Here is an 18,015-nt window from a genome sequence, read left to right on the forward strand (position 1 = left end):
ATTTTTTAAAAGAAAGTCCGCCGGACCTGCAGGCTTCTTTCACCCGTAAGCCCGGCGGACTTGTCGCTTTTTAAGTTATCTTATAAATCAAAGGCTATTCTCTTTCACATAGTTCAGCAGCTCATCTACGGTTGTGAATGCCATACCGGTTACAGTATCTGCGCATCCGTAGTAGATAGTGATTCTTCCGGTTGCTGCATCGCTTAAGGTTGCGCACGGGAATACTACGTTCGGAACATCACCCATGCACTCGTACTGGGTGATCGGAGCCATAATATAGTCTTTCGTTCTGTATTTTACTTTCCACGGCTCGTCGATATCAAGCAGTGCGCATCCCATACGATATACGTATCCGTTGCAGGTTGTGATAACGCCGTGGTAGATCAGCAGCCATCCCTCATCTGTTTCGATCGGAACCGGGCCGGCACCGATCTTGGTGCACTGCCATGCAGACTCATCGCCGCGGACCGGGCTCATCATGTGACGGTGTCTTCCCCAGAATTCCATATCTTTACTCTGGCTGACAAAGATATCGCCGAACGGTGTATGGCCGTTGTCGCTTGGACGGCTCATCATCATGTAGTAGCCGTTGATCTTTCTCGGGAACAGCACGCCGTTACGGTTGAATGGAAGGAATGCGTTCTCAAGCTGAACGAATTTCTTGAAGTCATAGGTGTAAGCAACACCGATGGTCGGGCCGTGATAGCCGTTGCACCAGGTTACATAGTATTTGTCGTCGATTTTGCAGACACGCGGGTCATAACGGTACTCTCTTGTCAGAATCTCCTCGTCAGCGCCCTCAAATTTGATCGGTTCATCCTCGATCTCCCAGTGGATACCGTCTTTACTTCTTCCAACGAAGATGTCCATGCTGATGGAACGGCTGTCGCAGCGGAATACACCTACGTATCCGTCCTCGAACGGTACGACTGCGCTGTTGAAGATACTGTTGGAACGTTTCTGCTCGTAACGGCCGATGATCGGGTTCTGATCATAGCGCCATACCGGCATGTGCTCTCCTGCTGGTTTTTCCTGCCAAGGCATATCCGGCAGATTGTTTCCGATGATTTTACTCATGATTGTTTCCCTCTGTGAAAATTATTTTTTTCTTTCTCTCTTGTCACGCCATACGGACATTTTTGATCTTTCGATCCGATACTTCTATCTTCGTCCATTTCTGCGCAAAAGTCAAGTGTTTTTGTTCACTTTTATGTAAATTTTCGTTTTCTTTGTTACTTTTTATCGTTCATTTATTCTCTTTTTCTGTTCATTTTGTTTACAAACAGATTTTTTTATTTTTCGTACGGTTTTCTTCCCCGCAGAATATCGGCATACCAGAATACAATTTCCGCAATGTGGTGCAGATCGCCTTCTTTGCTGATGCTTCTCCAGGACGCTTTATACTTCATAAACCAGGTTTCCAGCCGTCCCGCAAGTGCCGCGCAGGCTGCCTCATCTTTTTCTTTTCCAAGCTCGATATCACACAGTCTCGCACCCGTCTCGTTCCAGAGATCGATGGCGTCCATCGTAAGTTCCAGCACCGGAACCATTGGACGGCAGGATTCTTCCAGAGCACCGGCTGTCTTTTTCAGTTCTTTTTTCAGAGCCGCAATTGTTTCCTTTGCAGCTGCACGCTTCGCCTCATCCTGGATTCTCGCGTCAAACAGCGCATTCCGGTTGTTCGGATGACCGAGCACTTTTTCCTCGTAAACGACGTTGGCATCCCACCAGTCAAAGATGGAGCATTCTGCCGTTTTTGCCATATAGGAAACGAATTTTCCGCTCCGGTCGCCGTAGGCCAGACGGGAAATCTGTTCATTCAGCTCCTCAAAGCTGTCGGTATCGTCTCCCCAGGAGAAGACGGCTCCATAGATCATGCCAGGAAGGGAAAAGTCCGGCTGATTGATGTGGCCGCAGTCACCCCAGTCTGTGTTCAGAACACCTTCCGCATGGTATTTTCTCGCATAGCCGCACATCCGTGCGATATTTTTGTAGCTGTTCTCCACCAGGTTCATCCACTGGTTCCAGCCGCCGACCCCAGGACAGAGATACTGTCTTGCACCAGCTTCCGCCATCACTTTTGCCTCATGCTCTCTCTGCTCGGCTGCATAGCCCCAGGTCAGGCAGACGGTTTCCTCTGGCAGCTCTTTGATCAGCTCCGGCTGTGCGCAGATGATATCGCCCCAGAACATCGGCTTTTTGCCTTTTGCCACGAGAAACTCGCAGAGCTCTTTTACATAGTCGATATACAGGCGGTGAACGCCTTTCTCGTCTGCCAGCGGTTTCGATTTTCCTTTTCCAAGGTCGAACGTTTCGTCCGCGCAGATGTTGAATTTATCCGTGGCAAAAAGCGCCATGTACTCCTCGATCATGGCCTTGATCAGCTCGATCGCTCTGCCGCCGGAGACATCCACCGTGTGATGCTGCATCCGGTCCCAGAAGGAAAACGGCTCTTTCCAGCTGTCTGGGAATTCACAGAGGTCGCCATAGCTCTTTGTGGAGAGCAGCATGTACAGATGGCCGAACGTTGCGATCGACGGCACCAATTCGATATGAAGCTTTGCGCAGTACGCATCCAGCTCGCGGATTTCCTCTGCCGTAAGCGGCGTCTCATCGCGCCACATCTCGGAAAGTCCGGAGAACAGATACGTGTGCTCCACATAGAGCTGCAGCTGGTTCAGCTTGTAGTACGCCATGCGGTCTGCCACCTGTTTTAAATAGGAAAGTGTCAGCACACGGCCTCTCGTCTCATCGAGATAATAGCCGCGCACCGGCAGATCCGGCTCATCCTCGATCCGCACAGCCGGAAGCAGTGCACCGTATTCGTGTATCATCTGGCACAGCGTCTGCACGCCGTAGAGCACGCCGGCTCCGTCACCGCCCTGAATCGTAATATTCTCTTCTGTCACCTGCAGTATGTACTGCTGGCTTTTCAGCGTCTCATCCAGTCCCAGTACAATGGCACCGGTCTCTTTTCTTCCCGGAACACCGTATCCCATCTCATACTGCATTCCGGTTTCCTTTTGGATTCCCTGCTGCAGCACTTTCGCATACGTATCCCCATTTCCCAGCAGTCTGCCCTCAAGTACGATTCTGCCGTCATAGCAAAGTGCATGTTCCCCCGTCAGGAGTTTTACCTCTTTCGGCTTTGGTAAAAATTCCATTTTCCTTCTCCTCTTGTTCTTTTGTTTTATTTGTAACCTTAGAGTTTTCGTTGAACGTTAAGTAACATTTTGAAAACTACTTTTCTTTTCTCTCCCATCCTACCATATTTTTTCCACATATTCCACAATAATTTGTAATTTTCTTCAACTTTTTTCAAAGTTTCTTCCTGTTCTGCTCTTTTATATGTAAAGTAACTTTTATTTTTCTTTGTTTCCCATTTCCATTCCGGAACAAAATCTGTTTTTCGGATGCATCGTTCATTCTATTTTTTACTTTTCTTTTACACAAACGCTGGTAAATTTTGTCTGTATCAAGTATAATGAGATATATGTTGTCTTATATTTTTGTTTTGTAAGCAATTTCTTTACATATTTCATAACACAGGGGGATTTCTATTATCCTCTGCAACAAGATCTGCCTGAACCAGATTCTGCTGAATCTGCTGAGCAATGCCACGAAATTCACACAGAACGGCGGCACCATCATTGTCCGTATTATTCAGAAACCGTACTATAAAAAAGGGTATGCGCTCTACGAATTCCACGTCCGCGACAACGGCATCGGCATGAGCCGGGAATTCCAGGAGCACCTCTTTGAATCGCTTACACGCGAGGAGACTTCTACGGTCAGCGGCATTCAGGGTACGGGACTTGGCATGGCGATCAACGTCAGCCATATGGTACAGGAAATCGCGATGGAGCTCCTTTCGAACGCCGGATTTTCCGTCAGCCTTGCAGACGACGGCGATGTTGCCGTTGAGACGCTCCGCACCGCAGCGCCGGATCAGTTCGATCTGGTGCTGATGGATATTCAGATGCCGAAACTCGACGGATACTCTGCAACGCGCCAGATCCGCACGCTGGACAGCGCCATTGCCAAAGTGCTTGGCTGATTCCTCTTTCTTATCTGCCGGAACCGTGAATTTTCTCTTACTCGAAAAAGAGGAGAAAAAGTTCACGGTTCCGGCAGATTTTTTCTTGCATTCTTTCGGGGAAGTGTGCTAGAGTGAAGATATCATATTTTATAAGAGGTGCTTATTTTGGATATTAATTACGAGTTATATAAGGTTTTCTATTACGTTGCCACCACACTCAGTTTTTCCGAGGCCTCCAAGCTGCTTTTTATCTCGCAGTCGGCGGTCAGCCAGTCGATCAAGGTACTGGAGAAAAAGCTTGGAATCACGCTCTTTATCCGCAGTACAAAGCGCGTGCAGTTAACGCCGGAGGGAGAAACGCTGCTGCGCCACGTAGAGCCTGCGATCAACCTGATTGCGCGCGGTGAAGCACAGATTATGGAAGCGGGAACGCTTGGCGGCGGCCAGCTCCGCATCGGCGCGAGCGACACAATCTGCCGCTATTTCCTTGTTCCGTACCTGAACCGTTTCCACCGCTCCTTTCCGAATGTCCACATCAAGGTGACAAACCAGACTTCGACCCAGTGTGTCGATCTGCTGGAATCCGGCCAGGTGGATTTCATCGTGACCAATTATCCAAACTCGCATCTTTCCAGCCGTCTTCACACGATTCCGATTCATTCGTTCCACGATATCTTCATCGCGAACGGCGAATATTACCCGGAACTGGAAAACAGGCCGGTTCACTTAAAAGAGCTGCTGCAGTACCCGATTCTGATGCTCGACCGCAAGAGTACGACGAGTGAGTTCCTGCACAGCCAGTTTCAGCGGTTCCAGCTCGACCTCGTGCCGGAAATTGAGCTTGGCAGCAACGATCTTCTGATCGACCTGGCGAGTATCGGCCTTGGCATCGCGTTTGTGCCGGACTACTGCCTTGTAAAAGAGACGGCGGCCTTCCAGCTCGACCTCGTGGAGGAGCTTCCGCCGCGCCAGCTTGTCGTTGCCCACAGCTCCCATCTGCCGATCCCGCAGGCGGCAAAAGAGTTCATGAGCATGCTGGAAAAAGGCGCCGAATAACTTTTTCCGATCTATACGTCAAAAGAGGCAGGATCCTCAAGAAATTTCTCTGGATCCCTGCCTCTTTTTCTGTTTTTATGATCCGTTCTGGATTTACTGCTCGCTGCCGTCTTTCTGCACCGGTTCGGATGCTTCCGCTTTTTCCGGGCTTTCTGCATCCGCTGCTGCCTTTCCGGCTTCTGCTTTCAGATACTCTTTGAGCTCTTCCGGGCTGGAGATCTGAATGTTGCGGTTTACTTTTGCATCGTACGTATCGGCTCTCATGATTTCGGAGAGATCGACACCGGTCGCCTCTTTCATCGACTCAAACAGCTTTGCCATCACCACCGGCACATTGCCCGCTACGGAGCCGATGCCGTTGTCCTCGCTTCCGCCGCCGATGATCGTAATCTTGTCGATCTGGCTGAGCGGCTCTGCGATCTTTCCGGCGATCTCCGGCAGAACCTTGATCATCATCTCTGCCATTGCGGCTTTGTTGTAGCGCTGGTAAGCCTCGGCTTTCTTCTCCATACCTTCGGCCTCTGCAAGTGCCTGGGCGCGGATAGATGCGGCTTCCGCCTCACCTTTTGCCTTGATACCGAGTGCTTCCTGCTCCATCGCATAGCGCTGGGCTTCTGCCTGGGCTTTCTTTGCCTCCGCCTCGCGGATTTTTTCGAACTGGTCTGCCTCTGCGTCTTTCTGACGGCGGTACAAATCTGCCTCTGCCTGCTGCTGTTTTGCGTAACGCTCGGCCTCGGCTTTCTTCTTGACTTCTGCCTCGAGGGATTTCTCGGTTACTTCTACTTCTCTGGCACGGAGCTCAACCTCACGCTCCTGACGGGCGATGTTCGCATTCGCGGAAGTGATTTCCAGCTCTTTTCTCTGCTGCTCTTCCTGAATCTTGTACGCTGCATCTGCCTCTGCCTTTTTGATATCGGACTCTTTTTTCAGCTCTGCCGACTTGATTGCCAGATCGTTGTTTTTCTTTGCGATCTCAGTCTCGGCAAGAACGCGCTCATCGTTCGCCTCTTTATTTGCACGCGCCTGGGCAATTTTGATTTCTTTCTCGGAATTGGCACGGGCGATCGCCGCGGATTTCTTGATTTTTACGATATTGTCGATACCGAGGTTTTCAATGACCTGATTGGAATCGACGAAATTCTGTACGTTGAAGCTGATGATGTCAAGTCCCATCGCAGCCAGGTCCGGTTCTGCATTTTCTTTGACCAGCTCCGCAAACTTCTGGCGGTCGGAAACCATCTCTTCCAGACGCATCTTTCCAACGATCTCACGCATGTTTCCTTCAAGGACTTCTCTTGCAACCTTGGCAATATATTCGCTGTCGCGGTTCAGGAAGTTCTGGGATGCTTTCTGGAGCTTCTGCGGTTCGTCCCCGACTTTGATGTTGACGGCTGCATCCACCTGAATATTGATGTAGTCAGCGGTCGGCACGGCGTCGCTCGTCTTCACATCGATCGCTACCAGCTTCAGACTCAGCTTGTCCAGCCGCTCAAAGAATGGGAGCTTGATGCCGGCTTTACCGATCAGGATCCGCTGGCCTTTTTTGAAACCGGAAATAATAAATGCGGTATCCGGCGGCGCCTTCACATAACCGCTCGCCAGAATGGCAAGAATGATCACCACAACGGCGATCACGGCAATCATGGTTGCATGTTCGAATACAAATTCCATCTTGTTTCCTCCCTTTTTTCTGCGGATGCTTTTCGCTCCGCGTTCTGCTTTTGTGTCTGTGTTATTTTCACTATAGCATTTTTTGCGGGATAAATACAACTGCATTATTATTACGATTTTGTAAGATTTCTGTTCGGGCAAAAACAATCCGCTGGAGCAGATTCTGATATGCCTTGCAACAAAAAAACGAAGGAGCTTCTTTTTACAGAAACTTCTTCGCCTTTCCTTTTTTTCACTGATCCTGCTCTTATGCTCTTTCGACAATCTTCTCCAGCGCTTTTGTGATCGCTGCTTTCAGCTCCGTCTGATCTGCCGGTGTCTTGACGGCCAGCTGACGGATCAGTGCTGTTACGTGATCGTCTCCAACCTCACCAAGGCTCGTAACGGCCGCGATTTTTACGTCTACATCGTCTACTTCCAGAAGAGAAGTCAGAATATTAACAGAACCATCATTTCTCGAAGCTGCACAGGCTTTTGCAAGCGCTACCTGCGTTGTCTTGTCCGAATCCAGATACTGTTTTCTTAATTTGTCCCATTTTCCTTTTTCCACCATTTTTTTCAGCTTGTCTTCCGATGCCTCTTTTGAACCAAACATTGTAAATCCTTCTTTCTTTTTGCTCTTATTTTTGGTGGATGCAGCAACTGCCGCGGCGAATCAAAAAGGTTCGTAGTGTTTTTGCTGTCGTCCCTGTCATGTCCGCCACATTGTAACCATGCTCTCGTCCATAACAGAAATTATACTCCTTTTCTTCTGGTTTTTGAACAGAAATACTATAAAGTTTTTATAAAAATTGTTACTTTTTCACATTTTTTTCTTGTTGTTCTGCTTTTTATTTCAGATATCCCGTATATTCCGCCGTATGCAGCAGTTTATTGGCGTTTTCCACGCGCTCCTTGGTCGGCGGGTTGATGCCTTCGAGTTTGTATGGGATTCCTAAGGTTTCCCATTTGAATACGCCGAGGGTGTGGTATGGGAGAACCTCTACGCGCTGTACGTTGTGCAGGCTGTGTAAAAACTCATCGAGGCGAATCAGGTATTCATCGTAGTCGCTGCGTTCCGGGACGAGGACGTGGCGGATCCAGACTGGTTTGCCGATCTCGTCAAGGTAGCGCGCCAGATCGAGGATGTTCTCGTTGGTGCAGCCGGTCAGCTCTCTGTGCGCCTTGTCGTCAATCAGCTTGATATCGAGCAGCAGCAGGTCGGTGTATTTCATCAGCTCATTAAATTTGCTGAAATACGGCTCCTCTCTTGTGAACGGATTTCCACTGGTATCCAGCGTTGTGTGAACGCCGTTCTTTTTTGCCTTGCGGAACAGCTCGATCAGGAAGTCGATCTGCAGCAGCGGTTCTCCGCCGCTTACAGTAATGCCGCCCTTTTCGCCCCAGTAATTTTTGTAGCGGAGCGCCTTTTTCAGCACCTCATCCGCGGTCTGCCAGTCGGCATCTTTCGTCGTCCAGGTGTCCGGGTTGTGGCAGAACTGGCAGCGCATGTTGCAGCCCTTCACGAATATCACGTAGCGTACGCCAGGTCCGTCGACGGATCCGAAGCTCTCGATCGAATGGATCGCGCCCTTTACCGGGCCATTGTTATTCTGATTCATTTCACTCATATTTTTTCCTCTTCTTTCCAACTTACTATCTTTCTATTTTTCTGTATTTTCCGGTCAAATTTCAGGGTTCTGCTTGATTATACGGAAATCCGCGGTTCTTTTCAAGTCATTTCCATGTACAAAATCGAACACATGGCAGGATAAAAATTTGGTTTGCTATATTGCATTATGATATAGTCTGTGTTATGATCTACTCAACAAGGAGGTGTTCATATGAATCCACAACTCAAAAAGGGCGTCCTCGAGCTCTGTGTCCTCTCCCAGCTGACAAAAGAGGACAAATACGGCTATGAGCTGACAGACGCCATTTCCCGCGAAATGTCCATCGCCGCAGGAACGCTCTATATGATTTTAAAACGACTCAAGGAAGCCGGTTACGTGGAAACGTATCTGCAGGAATCCGCATCCGGCCCTGCCCGGAAATATTACCATCTGACTGAAGCAGGAACAGCTTATCAGCAGGAGAAAAAACAGGAATGGCTGGATTTCACCCAGCAGATCAACCGACTGATTTCAGATGAAACGATCTGACGATAGAAAGGAAAATCATGATGAATACAACGTATGAAACTTATATGAATGCATTGAAACAGGGCCTTGCATCCTTTGATTCTGCCGCCGCAGAGGAAATTTTAAACGATTTCGAATCCCATTTCGCCGACGCCCGCAGCCAGGGTCTCTCCGATGAGGAAATCTGTGCGGAACTCGGTAATGTCGACGATGTCCTCGAATTTTTCCGTCAGGAATATGCCACAACGAAGCAACCTGTTGCAAACGTGCTGCCACAGGAGAAAACCCACTCCAATTCTGAAGAAACACATCCGAACTACCCGTACGCCCCTTCCACCGCCATCACCGCTATGGAAATCTCCCTGCGGAATGCTTCTGCCGACTTTGCTCCGGGCACTTCCGCTTCGGTTGAGTTCGACTTTTCCGGCGACTTCGATCCGGACCGCTTCGAGGCAGGCATTGAGGGCAATACGTTCTGTCTGCGAGAGAAAAAACTCATCCCTCCCGTATTCTGGAAACATCTTTTCTGCAATAATCACCAGAAAGAGGTGTTCTCCTTCCAGGTGCCGTCCACCGTACAGAAGCTGACGCTCCGCTCTTTGAACGGCGCGACCGGGCTTGATACCCTCTCCCTTACTACACTCGAAATTTCCGCCACAAACGGCAAAATCACCGGTGATTCCCTTTCCGCATCCAGCTGCCGCATACAGGCTGCGAACGGAAAGATCGTCCTGACCCGTCTGCGCACAGACAGCCTCGATGTTTCCGCCACAAACGGCAAACTTGAAATCACCGGCGACTGCTCCCGCGCATCCTTAAACAGTGTCAACGGCAAAGTCCTCTTCGAGGGAACCTGTTCCGAGTACCTGACATCAAAATCCGTCAACGGTTCCGTGAAACTCCATCTCTCGCACGACCTTGCCGATGCGTCCATTCATGCATCCACGACAACCGGAAAAATCCGCCTCGTCTCCAATGGAAGAACGGAATCCTACACAAAAACATTCACCCGCTCCGGTATTTCTGCATTCACCATTCAGGCAAGTACCGTCAACGGAAATGTCCTGCTCTCTGACTTGCCGGCAGAAAACTGACAAAAAAGAATGGACTGGATAAAATGTTTTTCTTTAGTCGACTGATATGTAAGAAGAACACTGACTACAAAATCAGTGTCCTTCTTTCTTCCTTTACATATATTTCATAATAGTCGGCAATAATACATTCATATCTATTGGTTTTGCAACATGATCATTCATGCCACTTGCCAAAGCCATCTTCTTATCTTCTTCAAACGCATTTGCTGTCATTGCAACAATTGGAATCTGCGATTTGTTACCGTCTTTCAGTTCTCGAATTCTCCTGGATGCTTCATATCCGTTCATAATCGGCATCTGAATATCCATCAGAATCAGACTGTAGTAATTTTGCTTTGCTTTGTTAAACATATCAATACATGCAACGCCGTTCTCCGCTCTTTCTATCATGATTCCCTCTTCCGTCAAAAGTTCCGTTGCAATTTCTGCATTCAAGTCATTATCTTCTACCAGAAGAACCCTTTTTCCTTCCAGTTTTTTGATATTCAACTGACCGTCTGCATGTTTCGGATTCCTTTCTTCCGCATTTGCTATTTTTAATGGAAGCGTGATTGTAAAAGTAGAACCTGCTCCCGGTTTGCTCTGAACTGTGATCTTGCCATTCATTAAATCCACCAGTTTCTTCACGATTCCCATGCCAAGTCCGCTACCTTCTATTCCGCTGTCTGACGAAGATCGTTCCTGTGAAAATGATTCAAAAATATGTTTTTGGAATTCTTCTGACATTCCGATTCCGTTGTCTGCTATGATAAGCTCTAATACACTCCAACCTTCTTTTTCGCCGGGATATTGGTTCAATGTACAGCTTATGTTACCGCCTTCACCCGTGTATTTCACAGCATTACTCAAAATGTTAATCGTAATTTCAGATGATCTTGCATCATCCATATGCAGGTATGGATATCGAATGTTCTTATTGACTTTCAGTGTTTGATGTTTTTCTTCTATCGGTTTTCTAAACATATCAATACATAAATCAAAGTTTTTAGAAACATCTGTTATTGTTTCATCCAGCGTTGCCTGGTTGTTTTCGATTCGTGCTAATTCAAGAATGTTATCAATCAAATGCAGCATTTTCTTTCCGCACAATAATATTTTTTCAAAGTAATCCTCTAATATAGTTGGCTCCTTTAAATGTTTCTCTCCCAATTCTGCATATCCAATGATTGCATTCATAGGGGTACGAATATCATGAGACATATTAAATAGAAATGTTGATTTTGCTTTATTAGCTGAATCGGCCAGTCTTGCAGCTTCCTGCAACAGTTTTTGCTGTTTCTGCTCATTTTCTTTTTGCTTCTTATATACAGAATATCCACAGGTACATAATATTACCAAAATACACGCCGTAATGCATCCCAGTACAATACTTAACTTATTCGTCTTCTCAACCATTCCATACGCTTTCTGCATATCCATTTCTATGCAGAAAGCACCTATCACTTCATTAGATTCATCTTCCGCTGTCACAGGATAACAGGCTGTAAAAATAGGTCCCCATGTTGTATCAACAATATCCTGAGAATATACTGTTTTTCCAGAAAGTGCTTTTTCTATATAAGGAACCATCTCCTTTTCAATCGGATCTCCCGGATGTCTGACGTCACCAGCCGATGGATCCAGTCCGTCTACAACGTAAATCAATCTACCGTCTTCATTTCTGGTTGCTGTGTAAATATATCTCGTAGAATTCAGCGTTCTGATTTCATTCATATATGTCGACATATTCTTGAATAGTTCTGTATTCTCATCAGCTTTACTTTTTATTTCATTAAAATCTTTTCGTCCCAGTCTGTCATTTACCAGCTTATGAACCGCATCTGCACTGGAAATATCTCGTTCAATTTCTGTTTTCAGAGCAGTTTTGGTATATGCTTGTTGTAAAATAAAAGTATATGCAACAACAGCCAAAATCACCATTGCCAGAAGGAATACCAACCGTCCCTCAAAAATTTTCCAATGATTTACCGGATTTTGATCTTTTCTTTTTTGTTTTATATAGTTATTTTTCATCATCGTATTTCACATGCCTTTTATCTAATTTTAATTTAATACAAAAACGTCTCAACTCTTCACGTATTTTGCAAACATGGGTTACATTTCCAGACTCATCCCTTTTTTACAGTAAAAAGCATCCTGTGCCAACTGCCATCACACATACTGAATTCTGTGGAAATGCATTCTTCCGCCTTCAATCTTGCTGAAAGTGTAGAGATATCCAGAAATGGACGGATCAGCGAGCAGTATTCAGATGCAGCCATTGTATCACAAAACTGATACAGTTTCTCCGATGCACATCCTCTGTTTCCTGTCTGCTTTTCCCATGCATCTGGAAGGCTCCTGATTGCTGCGGTTGCCTCATAATCATTCATGACAGGCATTTTGCTTTCTCAACTCTTCGCTTATGGTCTGCTTAATTTTTTCATCATCCAACGGCTTTGCAAGATGTGCGTTCATTCCTGCTTCCATACACTTTTCTGCATCTTCCCTGAATGCGTTTGCAGTCATAGCAATGATAGGAATTGTTTTTGCATCCTGCCGATCCAGAGCTCTTATTGTTCTTGTAGCTGTAAGACCATCCATCACCGGCATCATAACATCCATTAAAATAACATCGTATGTTCCCGGTTCGGAATCTTCAAAATGCTGAACAGCTTCTAACCCATTGTTCACTGTTTCTACTTTAGCTCCATTTTCCGTCAGCATAAATTCTGCTATTTCCACATTCAGCTCATTATCTTCAACCAGCAATACCCGGATATCTGATATATCTGCATCAAAATCTTCTTTTTCTTCTGGCCGTGCATTCGTATCAATTTTAAATGGAAGTATTACAGTAAAACAGCTTCCTTCACCAAGCTTGCTTTCAACGGTTATGGTTCCGCCCATCTTTTCTACAAGTTGTTTCACAATAGGCATTCCCAGACCTGTCCCATTATAATCAGAACGTGGGGAATTATCTGCCTGTACAAATGGAGTAAACAATTCATTTTTTATAAATTCTTCTGACATTCCAATTCCATTATCTCTTATTTTAAATTCACATGTCATGTGATCTTCTGATCTTTCAATCGTTCTCATACTCATGTAAATAGAACCATTCACCTTATTGTACTTCATACTGTTTGTAAACAGATTCATCAATATTTTTTTCAGATGAACTGCATTGCTCCAAACATATATACCACTGTAATCATCATGTTCTCCTATAACATGAAGTCCTTTTTCTTCTGCCTGAAAGTATAGCGACTCCGTGATTTCTTTACATACCTGATCCAGCTTGATGGATTCATCACTAAAAACCACGGTATCCGATTCTAACTTTGCCATATCCAAAACATCATTTACCAATGATAATAGCAGTTTCGAAGACTCATTTATTTTATTCAGGCAATCTTTTGCCCGCTCACCATCATTTCCGCTTTTTTCAAGAATTGTAAGCATGCCCATAATGCCATTGATCGGTGTCCTGATGTCATGAGACATGTTATTTAAAAAGGAAGTCTTAGCCTTATTGGCACTCTGTGCTTCTACAAGTGCATTTTGTAATTCCTGCCGTTTTTCTTCCAGTTCCTGATTCAGTTTTAATGCCTGTTCAGCAGATTTCTTGAATCTTTCCTCCGCACGTTTTGACTTCTTCCAAGAACGAAGAATGATACACAGAACAACGAAAAAAGAAATTCCAACGATAAGTGAAACTGTCAGTAAATTATCCTGAATAAAATCCCTCACTGTAACTTTTCGTGAGGAAGCATTATACGAAACTACTGCACCCGAAAATTGAGCGGTAGGCATAGATGTCAGTGTTTTATTCAGAATGGACAAAAGAACCGGTTCTCCCTGCTGAACAGCAAATGAAACATCAGCTTCTTTTGTCAGGAAAGCGCTATGAAGCTTATTATTTTTCAAATAGTTTGAAACAGTACCTGAATTGCTTACAATACAATCTGCCTCCCCTTTCTGCATTGCTTTTACTGCTGCATCTGATGTCTCATATTCCATAACCTTCCATTGTGGATAATTGTATGAAAGATATGCTTTCAATACAAAATTATCTTTTTCAACAGCAGCTACATTCTCTTTATTCTCATCAAAAGAATCCTTTGCCGTAATTGCTGCCATATTGAGAGTCAACAGCGTATCCGACAAAGCAAATCCATTTGTTTCCGCAAAGTATGGATTCTGGTTTGCATGAAAAATCAGGTCTATTTTTCCATCCTGCAATGCCTGAAGCAGTTCACTTCTTGTCTCATATCCATTTAATTCAAATTCCAGAGTCTGACCTTGCAGACAATTTTCTGCAAGATCTACATAATCTGTAATAACACCTGTCAGTTTACCTGTTGATGGATCTACACTGCTGATACCTCCATCCTGATTCAGATACCCTATCCGGATTGCACCATGCTGCCCGATCCACCCACTTTCTTCTTTTGAAAGAAACGAGCTGCTCTGTGCAGAAAGATAACGCCTGTAGAGATCATCTGTGTAAAATGGGTTGTCATCCTTGATTCTGCGCATAGCACTATCCAGTGCTTCTTTGATATCCGGACGTTCTGGATTTATAACGAAATAGATTTCTGTCTCTCCAATACTTGTAATCGGTGAAATATCCGATTCTTCCCAACGGGATTCTTCTACCGAAACAAAGCAGTCAATTTCGTGTTTCGACAGTTTGTCCATAACTTCTGCGGTATTAGAAACATTGACATGCTGCATATGCAGACCATACTTTAACTCCCATTCGTTAAGCACATCCTCCGTTATATTATCTTTAAACACACCAATATTTTTTCCCTCAAAAGAATCCAGATTTCCTGCTGTAAGATCCATATTGGATGCATCCGTATAGATGTAATATTTCTCTTCCCCCATAGGCATATCGGAAAAAAGCATATTTTCAGCACGTTCGTCTGTATAGGAAATGCCACCAAGAATATCAATTTCTCCATTTTCCAACTGTGTAAAGCAGTTTTTCCAATCACTTGTTATGTATTTATATGTCCATCCTGCATAACCTGCAATATCTTGAAGATACTCATAACCATAGCCGCTTCTTTCTCCCTTTTCATTGACTACATTATAAGTTTCCTCAAAAGATCCTACCCGGATAACATGATCAGAATTTTCTTGGGCAGATGTGGAAACAGGAAAAACAACCAAACATATCATTATGCAAAATATAAAATAACAAAATTTGAAATTTCTTATATTCTGTACTAATTTGCACTTCTTCATCTTTCTCCCACCCTCCAGGCTACAGTCGCTTGCTTGCAGATTTTAATTTTACATTCATTAATGTTCAATACCCCCACAACATTTTTATAAATATCTTTGCGACAGCTTCTGCTGTACTTTTACTATAATTATACTCTACAGCCAACCTGTGTCAATTTACTAACAGAGTAATTACATTCTTTTACTCTTTATTATATAACTATAAATGAGCAAGTTCGTGATTTTGCATAAAAGAAAGACACCTTGAATTCGATTGTATTGTATAATGAAAGTGACCAAACCAACATTTACAGCATTCACGAAAGAAGGTGCCTCCTGCAAATACTATACATCATTCAGCATTCATATACAACCAGTTTAAAAAATTAGATTTATGCAAATCGTATTCTAATCGAATGATCAATCATCTTATGAGTATCCTGATTAGCATCTTTCTTTCGGGATACCATGGAAAAACCACGGATTTTGCCAAAAACAGTTCCTGCCACAGAACTACAATTGCCCATTTCCTCAACTCTGGAAAGTGGGATGAATCGTTGCTTTCAGATACATTAAAACGGTCTGTCATTGAGATTATTTATTCAGAAGCAGCCCGCACCGGAAAACCTGTTTTCTGTATTGTTGACGATACGATAGCTTCAAAGACAAAGCCTTCGTCACGGGCTCTGCATCCGATTGAAGATGCGTATTTTCATCAATCTCATTTGAAAGGCAAACAGGACTATGGGCATCAGGCAGTTTCGGTTATGCTTTCCTGTAACGGCATTGTTTTGAATTATGCTTTTGTGCTGTATAACAAGGCAATTTCTAAAATCGACATTGTTCAGGATATCGCAAAGGAACTGCCAGCTCCTCCGGTACAGGCCTATTTTCTTTGTGACTGTTGGTACGTTTCTGAAAAAATAATCAACACCTTTGCCGTACAAGGATTTCATACCATTGGTGCTTTGAAAACAAATCGTTTGCTGTACCCGTCAGGAATGAAAAAGAAGCTCAGCGAATTGGCTGCCGAATTATCCGTGACACATAAAAACTTTGACCTTGTAACAGTTAAAGGCAGAAACTATTATGTGTACCGATATGAAGGCAATCTCAACGGTACAGAAAACGCAATTGTTCTTTTCAGCTATCCCGAAAAAGCATTTGGAAAACCGAAAGCACTAAGGACCTTCCTTTGCATGGATGTGTCTTTATCCACAAATGAAATCCTGGACAATTACGTATGCAGGTGGCCAATTGAGGTATTTTTCCGCCAATGTAAGGATAAACTGGCGCTGGACAGCTATCAAATCCGTTCTGCACAGGGAATCCGAAGATACTGGTTGATTATGTCATTTGCACACTATATGTGTGTTGTTGGAACTGGCAAAGTCTGTCCTTTTGAAACAGGGTATCGCAGGATCAGTGACATAATCCAGATGGAAAAATATCTCACCCTCTATCAATGTGCGAGGGAATGCATTGGTTTTGACTCCTTTGTAAAGGTCGTGGCGTAGTTTTGTGCATTTTTTCAAATTTGCTCATTTATAGCTATATATATCATTTCAACAATACTGTCTGCATCAATGTCAGATGTAATAATTTTTTCATTAAAAACTGATGAAAAATCCTTTTCTCTCCACCATCTACGCATATCTTCTTCACCAAATTCCTGTTTTTTATCTCGTGTATTATGCCGCCTGACCGTCTCTTCAAATGGTATATCAAAATAGTACGCATATATATCCATTCCATACAATTCATTTGCCGTTTTGAATAAAGGACTATACCACTCATCATACATGATGCCCTCTAAAATAACCACATCACAATGCTCATACCCATATTTCATAAGTTCTATCATAAGTGGTAATGCCTTAGTATCAACGCCATCTTTAACCCACAAGATATTTCTCCTAATCTCATCTTGTGAAATCACCATTGTATTGTATCCAAATTTCTTTTGTAACGCTCTAGCTACTGTTGTTTTTCCACTTCCAGAGTTACCTCTTAATATAATTATCTTTTTCATAATTTCTCCTTAATCTTGCTATTACTCTCCCCACGAATAGAGCCAAACTAGAGCCATTCGATAAAACAAATGCCGAAAACCCGCATAAATACAGGCTTTCGGCATTTTAGTCCGTTACTCGAACTCCTTTGCGGACTGCGTTTCATGACACGCAAAGGCTGTTATTAGAGGTTTATGCTTCGAACATGCGTTCTGATTTTGTGTTTTTCGCACCGCTTATGAAGAAATAAACTCCAAAATAACTCCATTTTACTCTTTATTATTTTGTTGTTCTTCTCTTGCGTACAGGAGATCCAATGCCTGACATACAACACCACTCATGCTCTGATAGTGTCTTTCTGCATACTCAACAAGTCTCTGTTTTTGTTCTGGAGTCACCCGTACTCGTATGTTTTCTTCTTTGCCATCTTTTGGTGTTTTTCTAGCCAAACATATCACTTCCTTTCCACAAGTACAGTTTACTACTGATTACTACAAAATGTCAATCTATTTTTGTTATATATATATTCTCTTGGACTAATCTTGAGCTATCTTGGACTAATTTACTTCTCACTCCTGTAGATCTTTATCTACAATCTCCCAGTAACCATTCTTTGGAGATCCATGTCTTATAAGAATACCATACTCTTTTAACTTCTTAATATTGTTCTCAATATTTCGACTGGCAACCCCAATTTTTTCAGCTAACTTAACTGCTGATAATTGATGATCTTCTGAAAGTAACTTTTTGACACTCCCCACAGCTAAAGCAGGGGGATTCCTGTTTCTTCCACCATTGCATTGGCA

Annotated in this window: 15 protein-coding genes; 5 read left to right on the plus strand and 10 right to left on the minus strand. The window is 44.1% G+C overall.

Features of this window, described 5'->3' with window-relative positions; genetic code table 11:
• Positions 1-87: 87 nt before the first annotated feature.
• Both DW915_RS12710 and DW915_RS12715 read right to left on the minus strand, forming a co-directional pair.
• Positions 88-1,077, minus strand: coding sequence for a glycoside hydrolase family 130 protein (locus DW915_RS12710; protein WP_055221374.1), 990 nt, complete (start codon positions 1,075-1,077; stop codon positions 88-90).
• Between the two features lie 215 nt (positions 1,078-1,292).
• A complete protein-coding gene (locus DW915_RS12715) occupies positions 1,293-3,164 on the minus strand; it encodes a beta-N-acetylhexosaminidase (protein ID WP_118742234.1) in 1,872 nt (623 codons plus the stop codon).
• A gap of 428 nt (positions 3,165-3,592) precedes the next feature.
• Between DW915_RS12715 and DW915_RS12720 the strand changes: the two genes are divergently transcribed.
• Both DW915_RS12720 and DW915_RS12725 read left to right on the plus strand, forming a co-directional pair.
• On the plus strand, positions 3,593-4,057 hold the full coding sequence (locus tag DW915_RS12720) for an ATP-binding response regulator (RefSeq protein WP_330422688.1): 465 nt from the start codon (positions 3,593-3,595) through the stop codon (positions 4,055-4,057).
• Between the two features lie 147 nt (positions 4,058-4,204).
• Positions 4,205-5,095 carry a LysR family transcriptional regulator gene (locus DW915_RS12725; RefSeq protein WP_022463164.1) on the plus strand — a complete coding sequence of 297 codons (891 nt, stop codon included), beginning with the start codon at positions 4,205-4,207 and terminating at the stop codon, positions 5,093-5,095.
• 93 nt (positions 5,096-5,188) lie between these two features.
• Here DW915_RS12725 and DW915_RS12730 read toward each other — a convergent pair whose 3' ends face one another.
• The 3 genes from DW915_RS12730 to pflA all read right to left on the minus strand — a co-directional run bounded on the left by DW915_RS12730 (position 5,189) and on the right by pflA (position 8,376).
• Entirely contained in the window at positions 5,189-6,766 is a 1,578-nt protein-coding gene (locus tag DW915_RS12730; protein ID WP_022463163.1) for a flotillin family protein, read from the minus strand.
• Between the two features lie 247 nt (positions 6,767-7,013).
• Entirely contained in the window at positions 7,014-7,361 is a 348-nt protein-coding gene (locus DW915_RS12735; RefSeq protein ID WP_022463162.1) for a HEAT repeat domain-containing protein, read from the minus strand.
• Positions 7,362-7,596: 235 nt separating this feature from the next.
• Positions 7,597-8,376 carry a pyruvate formate-lyase-activating protein gene (gene pflA, locus DW915_RS12740; protein ID WP_022463161.1) on the minus strand — a complete coding sequence of 260 codons (780 nt, stop codon included), beginning with the start codon at positions 8,374-8,376 and terminating at the stop codon, positions 7,597-7,599.
• 213 nt (positions 8,377-8,589) lie between these two features.
• Between pflA and DW915_RS12745 the strand changes: the two genes are divergently transcribed.
• Positions 8,590-8,907 (plus strand): PadR family transcriptional regulator, encoded by a 318-nt coding sequence (locus DW915_RS12745; RefSeq protein WP_022463160.1) that lies wholly within the window; start codon positions 8,590-8,592, stop codon positions 8,905-8,907.
• Between the two features lie 17 nt (positions 8,908-8,924).
• On the plus strand, positions 8,925-9,980 hold the full coding sequence (locus DW915_RS12750; protein WP_022463159.1) for a DUF4097 family beta strand repeat-containing protein: 1,056 nt from the start codon (positions 8,925-8,927) through the stop codon (positions 9,978-9,980).
• A 93-nt stretch (positions 9,981-10,073) separates the two neighbouring features.
• Here DW915_RS12750 and DW915_RS12755 read toward each other — a convergent pair whose 3' ends face one another.
• A complete protein-coding gene (locus DW915_RS12755) occupies positions 10,074-11,996 on the minus strand; it encodes a hybrid sensor histidine kinase/response regulator (protein WP_055221365.1) in 1,923 nt (640 codons plus the stop codon).
• 348 nt (positions 11,997-12,344) lie between these two features.
• Positions 12,345-15,218 carry a response regulator gene (locus tag DW915_RS12765; protein WP_118742236.1) on the minus strand — a complete coding sequence of 958 codons (2,874 nt, stop codon included), beginning with the start codon at positions 15,216-15,218 and terminating at the stop codon, positions 12,345-12,347.
• Positions 15,219-15,628: 410 nt separating this feature from the next.
• Here DW915_RS12765 and DW915_RS12770 point away from each other — a divergent pair, with 410 nt between their 5' ends.
• Positions 15,629-16,714 carry an IS701 family transposase gene (locus DW915_RS12770; protein ID WP_118742240.1) on the plus strand — a complete coding sequence of 362 codons (1,086 nt, stop codon included), beginning with the start codon at positions 15,629-15,631 and terminating at the stop codon, positions 16,712-16,714.
• 14 nt (positions 16,715-16,728) lie between these two features.
• Here the strand turns inward: DW915_RS12770 and DW915_RS12775 are convergent, their stop codons facing one another.
• From DW915_RS12775 to DW915_RS12785, 3 genes are all read right to left on the minus strand, one after another.
• The gene (locus DW915_RS12775; RefSeq protein WP_118742237.1) at positions 16,729-17,229 is read right to left on the minus strand and encodes a kinase; all 501 of its coding nucleotides are present in this window, start codon (positions 17,227-17,229) and stop codon (positions 16,729-16,731) included.
• Positions 17,230-17,478: 249 nt separating this feature from the next.
• Positions 17,479-17,658 (minus strand): hypothetical protein, encoded by a 180-nt coding sequence (locus DW915_RS12780; protein WP_028086473.1) that lies wholly within the window; start codon positions 17,656-17,658, stop codon positions 17,479-17,481.
• Positions 17,659-17,778: 120 nt separating this feature from the next.
• On the minus strand, positions 17,779-18,015 hold a 237-nt coding region (locus DW915_RS12785; RefSeq protein WP_330422687.1), incomplete at its 5' end, for an HTH domain-containing protein.

Origin of the sequence: Blautia sp. AM42-2 (assembly GCF_003480245.1) — a bacterium.
Lineage (GTDB): Bacteria > Bacillota > Clostridia > Lachnospirales > Lachnospiraceae > Fusicatenibacter > Fusicatenibacter saccharivorans.